We start from the raw sequence: 13,265 nt of genomic DNA, 5'->3' as shown, positions 1-13,265 counted from the left end.
CGGCCGCCGGCGTTGCCGGGCCGGTGCGGGCGTCGGCGGCTGTGGGCCGGCCCACGACGGGAAGCGCCGCACCGGGGGAAGGGGTCACACTTGTCGGCGTGCGGATCACCTCGGCCCTCGTGGACCCGGCGCTGCTCGACCTCCCATGGTCGACCCCGCTGGAGGAGTGGCCTGCCCAGCACCTGGTCGCGCTGCCGCAGGGCATCTCGCGGCACATCGTCCGCTTCGTCCGACTCGGTGGCTACGTCTACGCGGTGAAGGAGACCGGCGAGCGGGTCGCCGAGCGGGAGTACGACCTGCTCCGGGCGCTGGAGCGGATCGACTTCCCATCGGTCGAGGCGGTCGCGATCGTGGCGGACCGGCAGACCGACGACGGGCAGCCGCTGGACCCGGTGCTGATCACCCGGCACCTCCAGTTCTCCCTGCCGTACCGGGCGCTCTTCTCCCGGATGCTGCGGCCGGAGACCATGAACCGGCTGCTCGACGCGCTGGCGGTGCTGCTGGTCCGGATGCACCTGACCGGCTTCTTCTGGGGCGACTGCTCGCTGTCCAACACGCTGTTCCGTCGCGACGCCGGGGCGTTCGCCGCATACCTGGTGGACGCCGAGACGGGGGCGTTGCACCGGTCGCTCTCCAACGGCCAGCGCGGCGAGGACCTGGAGATCGCCCGGGTCAACATCTTCGGCGAGGCGCTGGACCTGCAGGCCGCCGGGCTGCTGCACGAGTCGATCGACCCGGAGGTGGTCTGCGAGGAGGTCGTGCAGCGCTACGAGCGGCTCTGGCACGAGATCACCTACGAGCAGCAGATCGAGCGGGACGCCCGGCACGACATCGAGGGGCGGATCCGCCGCCTCAACGAACTCGGCTTCGACGTCGCCGAGGTGGCCATGTCCACCGCCGACGACGGCCGGTACCTGGTCCGGCCCAAGGTGGTCGACGCCGGCTACCACACCCGGCGGCTGCTCCGCCTCACCGGCTTGGACGCCGAGGAGAACCAGGCCCGCAAGCTCCTCAACGACCTGGACGCGTACCGGGTGGAGAGCGACCTGACCGACGAGCAGCAGGCGGCCCACCGCTGGCTGACCGAGGTGTTCGAGCCGGTGGTCCGGGCGGTGCCGGCGCACCTGCGCCGCAAGCTGGAGCCGCAGGAACTCTTCACCCAGATCATCGAGCACAAGTGGCTGCTCTCCGAGCGGGCCGGCCGGGACGTCGGCATGGGCCCTGCGATGCAGTCGTTCCTCTCCGACGTGCTGGTGCACCGCCCGGACGAGCAGGCCGTGCTCGGCGTCGAGGTCCCCGCCGCCGGCTGACGCCGGCGGCATGGTGCCCCGCTTGTGCGGCGGCGTGGTGCCTGCTTCGTGCGGCGATGTGGCGTCCGCTCCGCGTGGCGGCGTGGCGGCCCTGTTTCGCACGGCGGCGGCCCTGTTCGCGCGGCGGCACGGTGCCCCTTCGCCGACGGCGTAGTGCCCGCTTCGCCCGGCGTGGCGCCGGGCCGCCGGGTGGTTGGTGGTCGCCCACAAACTTGATGTCGTAAACGACTCAGGCGTCCCGCCGCCGGAGCCGCCGCTCGCCGCGACCCGGGCGATCCATCTACGTCATCAAGGTCGTAGGGCATCGAAGAGCTGCAACTGCCGGCGGCGCCGCAAGGCGCAGCCCGCAGCCCGCAGCGTCACTCCACCCAGGAGCCGCCGCGCATCACGCGGACCACGTTGAAGTCGTCGTCGAGCACGACGAGGTCGGCCCGGAGCCCGGGCTGGAGTGCCCCAACCTGGTCACCCAGGCCGATCGCCCGGGCCGGGGTGGTGGCGACCATGCGGCAGGCGTCCGGCACGGCGACGCCCGCCGCGACGGCGTGCCGCAGGGCGGCGTCCATGGTCAGGGTGCTGCCGGCGATGGCGCCGTCCCGGCTCAGCCGGGCCACCCCGCCGGACACGGTGACCGCCTGGCCGCCCAGCTCGTACTCGCCGTCGGGCATGCCGGCGGCGGCCATCGCGTCGGTGATCAGGGCGGCCCGCTCCGGGCCGGCCACCGAGGTGGCGAAGGCGAGCATGCCGTCGTGCAGGTGCACCCCGTCGGCGACCAGCTCGCAGACCACGTTCGACGCGTCGAGCAGCGCGACCACCGGTCCGGGCTCCCGGTGGTGCACCGGGCGCATCCCGTTGAACAGGTGCGTCCCGACGCTCGCGCCGGCGGCCACGGCCGCCCGGGTCTGCTCCCAGGTGGCGTCGGTGTGCCCGACCGCGGCCACCACGCCGCGCGAGACGAGTAGCTTGATCGCCTCCAGCGCGCCGTCCCGCTCCGGGGCCAGGGTGACCATCCGGACCGCGCCGCCGCCCAGCTCGATCAGCTCGGTCACCTCGTCGGTTGACGGGTCGCGGAGGAACTCGGGGTTCTGCGCGCCGCAGCGGTCCGCCGACAGGTACGGCCCCTCGAAGTGGACCCCGGCCAGCACGCCGGACTCGACCAGCGGCCGGTACGCGGCGGTGGCCTGCCGCATCAGCTCGTACGGGGAGCTGACCAGGCTGGCCAGCAGGGTGGTGGTGCCGTGCCGCAGGTGGAACGCGGCCGCCTCGCGGGCCGACCCGGCGTCGCCGGTGGTGAAGGTGTGCCCGCCCCCGCCGTGGGTGTGCATGTCCACGAAGCCCGGCACGATCCAGTGCCCGTCGCGCACCGACGGGTATTCGGCGACGGCCCGGACCCGGTCACCCACGATCTCGACGCAGCCCTGCCGGATCACGCCGGTCGGGGTCACCACCTTGCCGGTCACGCGCAGGGTCATCGACTCTCCTTAATCCAGGGTGTCCAGGGCGAGCAGGGCGGCACCGAGGCAGCCGGCCTCGTCGCCGAGGGCCGCCGCGACCAGTCGCGGCTCCCGGTGGAAGGTCAGCCGCTCGCGCAGCGCCGTGCGCAGCGGGTCGAGCAGCCGGGACCCGGCCTGGGCCAGCCCGCCGCCGATCACGATCGTCTCGACGTCGAAGAGCGCCTGGGCGGTGGCGAGCCCGTCGGCGAGCGCCTCGACCGCCTCCCGCCAGACCCGGCCGGCCAGCGGTTCACCGGCCGCCGACCGGTCCGCCACCTCGGCCGCGGTGGCCGGGGCGCCGGACAGCTCGGCGTACCGGCGGCCGATCGCCGAGGCCGAGGCCACCGCCTCCAGGCAGCCGGGGCGGCCGCAGCCGCAGCGCGGGCCGTCGGGGCGTACCAGGATGTGGCCGATCTCCCCGGCGGCGCCGTGCGCGCCGACGGTGGCCGAGCCGTCGACCACGTGGGCGGCGGCGATGCCGGTGCCGATCGCGACGAAGAGCACGTGGCCGCCGTCGCGGCCGGCGCCGAGCCGCGCCTCCGCCAGGCCGCCGGACCGCACGTCGTGGCCGAGCGCCGTGGGCAGGCCGAGCCGCGCCTGCGCCAGGTCCCGCACCGGTACGTCCCGGAAGCCCACGTTCGCCGACCAGACCGCGATCCCGTGGGCCTCGTCGACCACCCCTGGTACGGCGATCCCGCAGGCCACCGGGGTCAGGCCATCGGCGCGCGCCTTTTCGGCCAGCCCCTCGGCGACGTCGAGGATGGTTCCCACCACCGCCTCGGGGCCGCGGGCCGCCCCGGTAGCGTGCCGTTCGGTGTGCGCGGTCCGCCCGTCGGAGCGGACCAGGGCGCACTTCATCCCGGTGCCGCCCACGTCGAGCGCGACGACGACCTCGTCGCCTGAGCTCACGCCGTCGTCTCGCTTCGCTCGCCGACGCCGTGAGGCACCAACGCACTGAGTTGATGATTCGCTCGCTGGCGCTCGCTCATGCGAGCACCACGGAGCGGGTCAGGTGCCGGGGCGCGTCCGGGTCGAGGCCGCGGCTGGTGGCGAGCGCGACGGCGAAGCGTTGGGCGAGGATCAGGTCGGCCATCGGGTCGACCGGGGTACGCCCGGCCGCCCAACTGGTCAGCACGGTGTGGCAGCCGTGGGTACGGCTGTGCACGAAGGTGGCCCCGGTGGCGGCGACGTCCTCGGGCAGCCCCTCGGGGATCCCGCCGAACGCCCAGACCAGCCGGCCCGGGGCGGCGATCGAGATGGGGCCGTGCCGGTAGTCCATCGCCGGGTACGCCTCGGCCCAGAAGGTGGCCGCCTCGCGGCACTTCAGCGCGGCCTCCTGGGCCAACCCGACCGTCCAGCCGCGCCCGAGGAAGGTGACCTGCTCGATCCCGGCCGGGTCGACCGGCAGCGGGGCCCGGACGGCCACCTCGGCGTCGGCGGCCAGCCGGCCCAGGTCCTCGCCGAGGTGGGCGCGGAGCAGGGCGAGCGCGCTGGTGGCGAAGCGGGTCTGCACGACCGAGCGCTCGTCGGCGAAGGGCATGGTCACCGCGGCGTCGGCCAGCTCCACCGCCGGGGAGGCCGGATCGCCGACCAGCACCGTGGTGGGGAGTTGGCCGCGCAGCGCGGCGAGCAGGTCCAGCACCTCGGTGGTGGTGCCGGAGCGGGTGATGGCAATGAGCCGGTCGTAGCGGCGGCCGGTGGGGAATTCACTGGCCTGGAAGGCGTCCGTCTCGCCCAGGCCGGCGCGTTCGCGCAGCCCGGCGTACGCCGTCGCCATGAACCACGACGTGCCGCAGCCGACGACGGCGACCCGCTCGCCGGGGCGCGGCAGGCTGTCGGCGACCGTCGGGGCGAGCCGCGCCGCCTCCCGCCAGCAGTCGGGCTGGCTCGCGATCTCCGCGTGCACGTACGCCATGACAACTCCTCGCCAGGGGAGAACTTGCGCAATACGGCGCGTTATGGCCGCCTTTCGCGCGTCATTCTGCGCGAGCCGGGGTGGCCGTGGCAACCGCCTCCCAGATTGCGCAGGTCAGGGTTTTGCGTGTTGGTAGTTTCGCGCACTACTGTGCACGCAATCAATCACCGTTCGTGCAGAGTCAGTGGAGGCCCCCGCGGTGGACCGGTACGCCCGATGGAACGCCCTGCTCGAGATGCTGACCGACAGCGGTCGGGTCAGCGTCGAGGAGGCGGCCGAGCGGCTGGACGTCTCCCAGGCCACCATCCGGCGTGACTTCGACCAGCTCGCCCAGCAGCAGATGATCACGCGTACCCGGGGCGGGGCGGTCGCCAACGGGGTGTCGTACGACCTGCCGCTGCGCTACAAGACCGCCAAGCACTCGGCCGAGAAGCAGCGGATCGGGGCGGCCGCCGCGGCGCTGGTGTCCCCGGGCACCGTGGTCGGCCTGAACGGCGGCACCACCAGCACCGAGGTGGCCCGGGCGTTGGCCGTGCGGCCGGATCTCAACACCAACGCCGAGGGTGCCCAGCTCACCGTGGTCACCAACGCCCTGAACATCGCCAACGAGCTGCTGGTCCGCTCCCGGATGAAGGTGGTGGTGGCGGGCGGCGTGGTTCGGCCCAAGTCGTTCGAGCTGGTCGGCCCGCTGGGCGGGGCGCTGCTGCGCGAGGTGACCCTGGACGTCGCGCTGCTCGGCGTGGACGCGATCGACCCGCAGCTCGGCGCCGCCGCGCACCACGAGGGCGAGGCGGCGATGAACAGCCTGATGGTGGCTCGGGCCAAGCGGGTGGTGGTGATCGCCGACTCGTCCAAGCTCGGTGGTCACGCCTTCGCCCGGATCTGCCCGGTGGACCGGGTGGAGACGCTGGTAACCGACTCCGGCGCGGCCCCAGCTGTGGTGCAGGCGTTCCGGGACGCCGGGGTGCAGGTCGTCTGCGCCTGATCGGCCAGGAAACCCCTCTCGACTAGCTCACTTGGGCGAGTCGCTGCATACCCGGTATTGCCGCCCGCTGCATACCAAGTATGGTGTCGGCTGTCACCTACACATCGGGGGAGGTCAGCTTGTCGGCTGTCCTGGAGATCGAGGGTCTCCGCAAGACGTACCGGAGCCGCAAACGCGGGGTGCGACACGCGCTCGACGGCTTCGACATGCGGGTCGAGGCCGGGCAGGTGCACGGCTTCCTCGGCCCGAACGGTTCGGGCAAGACCACCACGCTGCGTACGCTGCTCGGCCTCATCAAGCCCAACGGCGGCCGGATGGCCATCCTCGGTCAGGAGCTGCCGCACTCGCTGCCCGTCGTGGCCGGGCAGGTCGGGGCCATCGTGGAGAGTCCGCAGTTCTTCCCGCACTTCTCGGCCCGGGACACCCTGGGCCTGCTGGCCCAGGCCGGCGAGCTGCCGCGGCAGCGGGTCGACGAGGTGCTGGAGCTGGTCGGGCTCCGGGATCGGGCCGGCGAGCGGGTGAAGACCTACTCGCTGGGCATGAAGCAGCGGCTCGCGGTCGCCTCCGCGCTGCTCAAGAACCCGCGGCTGCTGATCCTGGACGAGCCCGCCAACGGCCTCGACCCGGGCGGCATCCGGGAGATGCGCAGCCTGATGCGAGACCTCGCCGCCGCGGGCATGACCGTGGTGCTCTCCAGCCACATCCTCGGCGAGATCCAGCTCATCTGCGACTCGGTCACCATCATCTCGCTGGGGCGGCGGGTCGCGTTCGGGCCGGTCGAGCAGGTGCTCGCGGCCCACTCGCAGGGCACCGTGCGGGTCCGGCTGGAGGCGGTCACCGACCTGCCCAGGGCCGCCGACACGCTCACCCGGGCCGGGATCCGGGTCGGCACCACGGAACCGGACCATCTGCTGCTCACCGGCGTCGACAAGCCGGCCACGGTCAGTCGCCTCCTCGCCGAGCAGGGCCTGTACGTCAGCGAGCTGACGCCGGTCGCGGTCGACCTGGAGAGCGTCTTCCTGGAACTGACCGCCACCGCGCCGGTCCCCGGCCAGCACCGGCAGGTCGACCAGTCCACGAAGGTCGGTGAGCCGGGCTCCGGCTCGACCGGAGGAGGTTGGGGCGCATGAGCCTCTATGTCACCGAACTGCGCCGGCTGACCAAGCGCCGGCTCACCCGGCTGCTGCTGGTCCTGCTGCTGCTCGGGTTGGCCGGCGTGGCCACCGCCTTCAGCTTCTCCAGCCAGCAGCTCTCCCCGGAACGGGTCGCGGCCGCCCAGGCGGAGGCCGACACCCAGTACCGCAAGGCGGTCGAGGACTGGAAGCGGAGCGTCGCCGACTGCGACGCGGCCAAGGCCCGCGGGGAGCAGAACACCGAGGAGCGGTACGGGCCGAACTGCGGCCGGGACTGGATGCCGCAGCCGGAGATGTTCGACCCGAAGTGGAACCTGCCATACCAGTTCGACTTCCGGGCCGAGTTTCCCATGTTCATCGCCGTGTTCGCCGGCGCGGTGGCGCTCTTCGCGTTCATCGTCGGCGCCTCCTTCGTCGGGGCCGAGTGGAGCACCGGCGGGATGATGAACCTGCTGCTCTGGCGGCCGAAACGGCTCGCCGTGCTGGGCACCAAGCTGGCCGCGCTGCTCACCACGGTGCTCGGGGTGAGCGTCGTGCTCGGCGCGTTCTGGACGCTGGCCTTCTGGCTGATCGGCAGCTACAAGGGGACCACCGCCAAGGTGACCGCCGGAGTCTGGCGCTCGATCGGGCTGGACGGCGTGCGGGCGGTCGGGCTCATCCTGGCGGTCAGCGCGGTCGCCTTCGCGCTCGCCTCGCTCGGCCGGCACACCGCGATGGCGCTCGGCGCCGCCGTGGCGGTCTTCGCGATCAGCGAGGTCGCCGTCCGCATCGCGGTCGGCGTGCTGGAGGTCTCGTTCGGCGAACGGTACGTCCTCTCCACGTACGCCCAGGCGTGGTTCATGAAGCAGGTGAAGCTGTTCGACTTCCGGGCGTGTGAGTTCACCAAGGGCGAGTGCAAACCCGCCGAGCTGCTGGTCACCTGGCAGGACTCCGCCCTGGTGTTCGGCCTCGGTGGCGCGTTGGTGCTGGTCGCCGCGTTCTGGCTGATGCGGCGGCGGGACATCTCCTGACCGCCCGCCGGTGTCCGTGCCGCTGACCGGCGCGGACACCACGTCCGATGCGGCCGGGGCGGGCCCTGGTTAGGCTGGGGTCCCCCCCGGCCGGCGGTCGCCGTGCCGGCCGTCCGCCTCCCGAGGAGCGCCATGCCCGCCGACGCCTCCGCGGCCGCCACCGACCGGCCCGAGCCGTCCGGGCCCGCCGACGTCGCGCGCCGGGAGGCCGGCGTCACCGTCCCCCCGCCCCGCTCCGCCCCGGCCGTCGAGGCCGATCCGGCACCGCCCGCCGATCCGCCGTCGGCCGCTGCCCCCGACACCCGGCCGGCGGAGGCCGCCGACCGCGCTCCCGAGCCGGCCGACGGCGCGGACGGCCTGACCGAGCGGGAGCGGCAGATCCTCGCCTTCGAGCAGCAGTGGTGGAAGCACGCCGGCGCCAAGGAGCAGGCCATTCGGGACACCTTCGGGCTCTCCGCCACCCGCTACTACCAGCTGCTCAACGCGCTGCTCGACCACCCGGCCGCGCTGGCCGCCGAGCCGGTGCTGATCGGCCGGTTGCGGCGGTTGCGCTCCTCCCGGGCCCGCAACCGGCGGCGCTGACCTTCCCGTCCGCGTGCGGCCGGTGCAGGATGGCGGCGGCGGGGTCGGGGTGCGTGCCAATGAGTTGCGGGGCTGCCGTCCCGGTCACCGCCCGCATGGCGTCCGCCGCTCCGGGTAGGCCGGGGGAGGCGACGGCTCCCGGGGTGCTGCGCGGCGTCGGCCGCGCCGAGGGGGAGCGCCGGTACGGAGGGAGCTGACGGATGGGGGCACCAGATCACCGGTACCCGACGGGGAGCCGGCCGGCGCGGCCGGTCGGCACGGCGCCGATGATGCGGGTTCGGTCCGCCTCCGATCCCGCGCCGGGCCGCCTGGAGAACGAGGACGTCGTCTTCCAGTTCGGGCCGCTGGTCGGGGTCCTCGACGGAGCCACCGTGCCGGAGGGCTTCGACACCGGGTGCGTGCACGGTCCGGCCTGGTACGTCCGGCACCTGGCCGCCCGGATCGGCCTGGCCGTCGCGGCCCGGCCGGCGGCCACGCTGATGAGCAGCCTCGCGGCGGCGATCCTGGCGGTCCGGGCCGACCACGGCGGGGAGTGCGACCTCGACCACCCGGGGACCCCGTCGTCCACGGTCTGCCTGCTCCGGGAGGGCGGCGAGCAGGTGGACTACCTGGTGCTCTGCGACAGCCCGCTGGTGCTGGACGCCGGTGGCGAGGTCAGCGTGGTCTCCGACGAGCGGCTGGAGGCGGCGCTCGCGGACCTGCGCCGGGCCGCTGCCGCGCTGCCCGACGGAGACATCGACCCGGCGACCCGGTTCCACCGGTCGGTGACCGTGCAGCGGGCCCGGATGAACCGGACCCACGGCTACTGGGCCGCCGCCGCCGACCCGGACGCGGCGTACCACGCGGTGACCGGGACGCTGCCGCTGCGCGGGCCGGGGGCGCTGCGGCGCGCGGCGCTGCTCAGCGACGGCGCGTCCTGCGCGGTCGAGCAGTTCGGCCTCTTCGACTGGGCGGGCCTGCTCGACGTGACGGCCGCGGCGGGGCCGGCGGGGTTGATCGGCCGGGTGCGGGCCGCCGAACGGGACCATCCGGACCGGCTGCGTCGGCACAAACGGACCGACGACGCCTCGGTGGTGTTCTGCGAGTTCGGCCCGGCGGACTGAAGAAGGTCCGGTCGGCTGACAACGGAGCGTGATGCGGAACACCGAGGGGGTACGACCGGCCGGTACGCTCCGCCGGACCGGCAGTCCGGGACCAAAGGGGTGGACTTGGGCCGGTACGACCGGCAGACTGCGGCTCGTGACGCGTGCCGTTCGACTGGAGCCGGTGGACGAGGGAAACCTGGAGCCGTTGCTCTCCGTAGCAGCGGCCGAGGCGGAGCCGGAGGACGTCATGCCCCCGGTGGAGGCCCCGGCTGGCTGGTCGCTGGCCCGCCGGGACGCGTTCCGAGAGTTTCACCGGGCCAGCTTCGGCGGCCTGGACGGCCCCACCCGCACCCTGATGTTCGCGATCGTGGCGGGTGGCGAGGTGGTCGGCATGGTCCGGATGACCCGCTGCGAGGAACCCGGCACGGTGGAGACCGGGATGTGGCTGGGGCGCTCGGCCCGGGGCCAGGGGCTCGGCGCGGCCGCCCTGCGTGAATTGCTGAACGCCGCCGCCGCGGCCGGCATGCGTACCGTGGTCGCGGAAACAACCCCGGACAACCACGGTGCGATATCCGTGCTGAAGAAATGCGGCGCAGAATTGCGCGAAAAGGACGGGAAGTTGCGCGCGGAAATGTGTCTCGATTCCGCGCTTCCTGCCCGCTGAGTTCATCCTCTCCTTTCTGGGCGATATCGCCTTCTCCCTGCTCGTGGCGCTACGCCTGTCCGCTTTGCCCGCCCGGTGCCCGGTCATGATCGGCTGTCCGATTACCGGGTGACGCGCCTCTCGCGAATTGCGCGGGCAGGTTTTGCGGATGGGGTCCCGGGTACTGCCCGCCGGGTCCGCTGATACGGGACGCCCGGTCGCAGGCCCATTTCCGCTGGTCCCCGGTAGCTGTTTTCCGGCCTGCCCCTCACGAGCGGTGTCCGCGTCCGCCGGGGAGCGAAGGAGAACGAATGAAGAGCGGAGCACGGGTAGCGCTGGCGGTGGGATTCGGCTACCTCCTCGGCCGCCGCAGAAAGCTGCGTACCGCCCTCACCCTGGCCGCCGCGGTGGCCGTCGGGCGGGCCAGCAAGGACCCCGGCGGCCTGCTTCGGTACGGCAGTGACCTGGTGAACTCCTCGCCCCAGCTGAGCAATCTCAGCAAGCTGGGCGGACCGCTCGCCACGGCCGGCAAGGCCGCGGCGACCGCCGCGGCCGGCAGCGGCATCGACGCGCTGAGCGGCAAGCTGCGCGGCAGTGTCGACGCGTTGCGCCGCAGGTCCGGCGGTGACCGGCAGGGCACGGAGGCGGCCGCCGGGGAACGCTCGGCCCCCGACGAGGAGCAGGAGCTCGACCAGCAGCCGGAGGCGAGGGACGACGACGAGGACCGGGCCGAGGCCGGCAGCCGGCGACGGAGGCGGTGAGCATGGCGACCAGCAACCTGGCCGACAAGGCGCGTGACCAACTCGGCGACGAGCTGCGCAACCTGGCCGCGGCGATCGGCGAACGGGCCGTGCAGGTGGTCACCGACCGGATCACCGGCGCCACCGGCCGGCTCAGCGAGTACGCGCAGCAGGGCGGCGGCCCCGGCCTGATCGCCGCCGCCACCGGGATGCAGAAGCTCGCCGAGGGCCACTCGCCGATGAAGGCCATGTTCCATGCCGGCCTGGCCGGCGGTAAGGAGAAGTTGATGTCGGCGTTCGGTGGCGGCGGCGGCAAGGGTGCCAAGGGCGGCAAGAAGCTCAAGGTCACCAACATCGTCGAGACGATCGAGGTCGGCGTGCCGGTCCGGGTCGCGTACAACCAGTGGACGACCTTCGGCGACTTCCCGAGCTTCATGAAGAAGGTGGCGCAGGCCGACTGCGAGTCGGACGAGAAGATGACCTGGAAGGCGCAGGTCTTCTGGTCGCACCGGACCTGGGAGTCGACGATCGTCCGGCAGGTCCCCGACCGGCTGATCCACTGGCGGTCCAAGGGCGAGAAGGGGCACGTCGACGGCACCGTCAGCTTCCACGAGGTCGGCCCCGAACTGACCAGGATCCTGGTCGTCCTGGAATACCACCCGCAGGGCCTCTTCGAGCGCACCGGCAACCTCTGGCGGGCCCAGGGGCGCCGGGTGCGGCTGGAGCTGAAGCGCTTCGTCCGGCACGTGATGACCCACACCGTGCTCGACCCCGAGGCGGTCGAGGGCTGGCGTGGCGAGATCGAGGACTCGCGGGTGGTCAAGGACCACGAGACCGCCCTCCGCGAGGAGCAGCAGGTCCAGGCGGGCCGCGAGGCGGAGCGCCCGCCCGCCGAGCGCGGCCGCGGTCGTACCCCGCAGCGTCGGCTTCCCCCCGAGCAGGAGGAGGAGTACGACGCCTACGACGAGGGCGACGACTACGACGAGGACGAGTACGCCGAGGAGCCCGAGGAGGAGCAGCGGCGGCACCGGCCGCCCGAGCGCGCCCGCCGCCCGCAGCCCCGCGAGGAGCGGGAGCCGCGCCCGGAGCCGCAGCGGTCCCGGCTGGCCCGGCGTACCCCGGAATCCCCCCGACGGCCGGTGGTTCGCCGCCGGCGAGAGGAGCGTCACGAATGACGGTAGCCACGACGACCGGAAGTCAGTCAGGTAGCGCCCTGGAGCGCAGCGGCAGCGGTGGGGGTGGCCTCGCCGACGTCGTGGAGACGGTGCTGGACAAGGGCGTGGTGATCGACGCGCAGGTGTCGGTCGCGGTGGTCGGCATCCAGCTGTTGGAGATCAACGCGCGGATCGTCATCGCCAGCGTCGAGACGTACCTGCGGTTCGCCGAGACGGTGGACCGGCTGAGCATCACCCCGAAGGGCACGAAGGGCCTGCCCGACATGGTGGGGGACGCGGCCGGGGCGGCGACCAAGGGCAAGGCGGTCTCCGGCCTCAGCAAGGCGGCCCAGGAGATCAGCGGTGCCGTGGTGGATTCGCTCGGCGACCGCGACGCCGACCACGAGCGACCGCGCCGGCGCCGGGACGAGGAGCGTTGACATGACCGACGAGCGGAAGCAGCCGGCCGGCGAGACCGGCCTGTTCCTCTACGGCATCATGCCGTCCGACGTGGAGCCGACTCCGGACGCGGAGGGGGTCGGTTCCCCGCCGGGCGAGGTGACCGCCATCCGGCAGGGTGACCTCGCCGTGCTGGTCAGCGAGGTCGGGCTGGAGGAACCGATCGGCCGGCCGGCCGACCTGACCGCGTACCAGCGGCTGCTGGACGCGACCGCGGCGGTGGCGCCGGTGCTGCCGGTGCGGTTCGGCACGGTGGTCACCGGCGAGGACGCGGTCGACGACCTGCTGGACGCGCACCACGACCGGTTCGCCGCCGCGCTGGCGGAGCTGGAGGACCGCGTGCAGTACACGGTGCACGGGCGGTTCGACGAGGCGGAGTTCATCAGCGGGCTGCTGGCCCAGAACCCACCCGCCGCCGCGCTCGCCGACCAGGTGCGCGGCCGGTCGGAGGTGGAGTGCCGGGAGGAGCGGATCCGGCTCGGCGAGATGATCGCGCAGGCCGTGGAGCTGCGGCGGGAGGCGGAGAACCGTGACCTCGTCGACGCGGTGGGCCGGTACGCGGTGGCGAACGCCGCCCGCCCGCCCAGCCACGAGCTGGACGCGGTGAACGTGGCCTTCCTGGTCGCCACGGACGACGAGGACGAGTTCATCCAGGCGGTGGAGGGCTTCGCCGAGCGGCGGCGGGACCTGGTCCGGATGCGGCTGCTCGGCCCGCTCGCCCCGTACGACTTCGTCAGCGCCCACCAGTTGGTGGACTGA

The 13,265-nt window shown here is 73.4% G+C and carries 14 protein-coding genes; 11 read left to right on the top strand and 3 right to left on the bottom strand.

Annotated elements, in window-relative coordinates:
* The first annotated feature begins 98 nt into the window (after positions 1-98).
* A complete protein-coding gene (locus tag ACY34I_RS09590) occupies positions 99-1,310 on the top strand; it encodes a DUF4032 domain-containing protein (RefSeq protein ID WP_148793205.1) in 1,212 nt (403 codons plus the stop codon).
* Between the two features lie 359 nt (positions 1,311-1,669).
* Here ACY34I_RS09590 and nagA read toward each other — a convergent pair whose 3' ends face one another.
* The 3 genes from nagA to ACY34I_RS09575 all read right to left on the bottom strand — a co-directional run bounded on the left by nagA (position 1,670) and on the right by ACY34I_RS09575 (position 4,715).
* Positions 1,670-2,779, bottom strand: a complete 1,110-nt coding sequence (gene nagA, locus ACY34I_RS09585) for an N-acetylglucosamine-6-phosphate deacetylase (protein WP_462754240.1) — start codon at positions 2,777-2,779, stop codon at positions 1,670-1,672.
* Positions 2,780-2,788: 9 nt separating this feature from the next.
* Positions 2,789-3,709, bottom strand: coding sequence for an ROK family protein (locus ACY34I_RS09580; RefSeq protein ID WP_462754239.1), 921 nt, complete (start codon positions 3,707-3,709; stop codon positions 2,789-2,791).
* A 76-nt stretch (positions 3,710-3,785) separates the two neighbouring features.
* Complete coding sequence (locus ACY34I_RS09575) at positions 3,786-4,715, bottom strand: SIS domain-containing protein (protein ID WP_148793208.1); 930 nt, start codon at positions 4,713-4,715, stop codon at positions 3,786-3,788.
* A 199-nt stretch (positions 4,716-4,914) separates the two neighbouring features.
* Here ACY34I_RS09575 and ACY34I_RS09570 point away from each other — a divergent pair, with 199 nt between their 5' ends.
* From ACY34I_RS09570 to ACY34I_RS09525, 10 genes are all read left to right on the top strand, one after another.
* Positions 4,915-5,700 carry a DeoR/GlpR family DNA-binding transcription regulator gene (locus ACY34I_RS09570; RefSeq protein ID WP_148793694.1) on the top strand — a complete coding sequence of 262 codons (786 nt, stop codon included), beginning with the start codon at positions 4,915-4,917 and terminating at the stop codon, positions 5,698-5,700.
* A gap of 179 nt (positions 5,701-5,879) precedes the next feature.
* Entirely contained in the window at positions 5,880-6,830 is a 951-nt protein-coding gene (locus ACY34I_RS09565) for an ATP-binding cassette domain-containing protein (RefSeq protein WP_462754362.1), read from the top strand.
* Positions 6,827-7,843, top strand: coding sequence for an ABC transporter permease subunit (locus ACY34I_RS09560; protein WP_462754238.1), 1,017 nt, complete (start codon positions 6,827-6,829; stop codon positions 7,841-7,843). Before ACY34I_RS09565 ends, ACY34I_RS09560 begins: the two co-directional genes overlap by 4 nt.
* A gap of 132 nt (positions 7,844-7,975) precedes the next feature.
* Positions 7,976-8,425, top strand: a complete 450-nt coding sequence (locus ACY34I_RS09555; RefSeq protein ID WP_462754237.1) for a DUF3263 domain-containing protein — start codon at positions 7,976-7,978, stop codon at positions 8,423-8,425.
* A gap of 200 nt (positions 8,426-8,625) precedes the next feature.
* On the top strand, positions 8,626-9,528 hold the full coding sequence (locus ACY34I_RS09550) for a hypothetical protein (protein ID WP_462754236.1): 903 nt from the start codon (positions 8,626-8,628) through the stop codon (positions 9,526-9,528).
* Positions 9,529-9,664: 136 nt separating this feature from the next.
* On the top strand, positions 9,665-10,174 hold the full coding sequence (locus tag ACY34I_RS09545) for a GNAT family N-acetyltransferase (protein ID WP_462754235.1): 510 nt from the start codon (positions 9,665-9,667) through the stop codon (positions 10,172-10,174).
* Between the two features lie 290 nt (positions 10,175-10,464).
* Positions 10,465-10,914 (top strand): hypothetical protein, encoded by a 450-nt coding sequence (locus ACY34I_RS09540; RefSeq protein ID WP_462754234.1) that lies wholly within the window; start codon positions 10,465-10,467, stop codon positions 10,912-10,914.
* A gap of 2 nt (positions 10,915-10,916) precedes the next feature.
* Positions 10,917-12,068, top strand: coding sequence for an SRPBCC family protein (locus ACY34I_RS09535; RefSeq protein ID WP_462754233.1), 1,152 nt, complete (start codon positions 10,917-10,919; stop codon positions 12,066-12,068).
* The gene (gene gvpJ / locus ACY34I_RS09530; protein WP_462754232.1) at positions 12,065-12,487 is read left to right on the top strand and encodes a gas vesicle protein GvpJ; all 423 of its coding nucleotides are present in this window, start codon (positions 12,065-12,067) and stop codon (positions 12,485-12,487) included. The genes ACY34I_RS09535 and gvpJ overlap by 4 nt, the downstream gene beginning before the upstream one ends.
* A 1-nt stretch (position 12,488) precedes the next feature.
* Positions 12,489-13,265: a GvpL/GvpF family gas vesicle protein gene (locus tag ACY34I_RS09525; protein WP_462754231.1), complete on the top strand. Its 777-nt coding sequence runs from the start codon at positions 12,489-12,491 to the stop codon at positions 13,263-13,265.

The sequence above is a fragment of the Micromonospora sp. RTBAU3-60 genome (assembly GCF_054963695.1).
Note: the sequence above shows the minus strand (reverse complement) of the source record. Positions and strands in the feature narration are given on the sequence as shown.

What these genes read in the sequence shown, in the direction of transcription:
- nagA (WP_462754240.1), bottom strand. Translation starts at nt 2,779, where the DNA reads ATGACCCTGCGCGTGACCGGCAAGGTGGTGACCCCGACCGGCGTGATC.
- gvpJ (WP_462754232.1), top strand. Translation starts at nt 12,065, where the DNA reads ATGACGGTAGCCACGACGACCGGAAGTCAGTCAGGTAGCGCCCTGGAG.
- ACY34I_RS09555 (WP_462754237.1), top strand. Translation starts at nt 7,976, where the DNA reads ATGCCCGCCGACGCCTCCGCGGCCGCCACCGACCGGCCCGAGCCGTCC.
- ACY34I_RS09525 (WP_462754231.1), top strand. Translation starts at nt 12,489, where the DNA reads ATGACCGACGAGCGGAAGCAGCCGGCCGGCGAGACCGGCCTGTTCCTC.
- ACY34I_RS09560 (WP_462754238.1), top strand. Translation starts at nt 6,827, where the DNA reads ATGAGCCTCTATGTCACCGAACTGCGCCGGCTGACCAAGCGCCGGCTC.
- ACY34I_RS09550 (WP_462754236.1), top strand. Translation starts at nt 8,626, where the DNA reads ATGGGGGCACCAGATCACCGGTACCCGACGGGGAGCCGGCCGGCGCGG.
- ACY34I_RS09575 (WP_148793208.1), bottom strand. Translation starts at nt 4,715, where the DNA reads ATGGCGTACGTGCACGCGGAGATCGCGAGCCAGCCCGACTGCTGGCGG.
- ACY34I_RS09540 (WP_462754234.1), top strand. Translation starts at nt 10,465, where the DNA reads ATGAAGAGCGGAGCACGGGTAGCGCTGGCGGTGGGATTCGGCTACCTC.
- ACY34I_RS09535 (WP_462754233.1), top strand. Translation starts at nt 10,917, where the DNA reads ATGGCGACCAGCAACCTGGCCGACAAGGCGCGTGACCAACTCGGCGAC.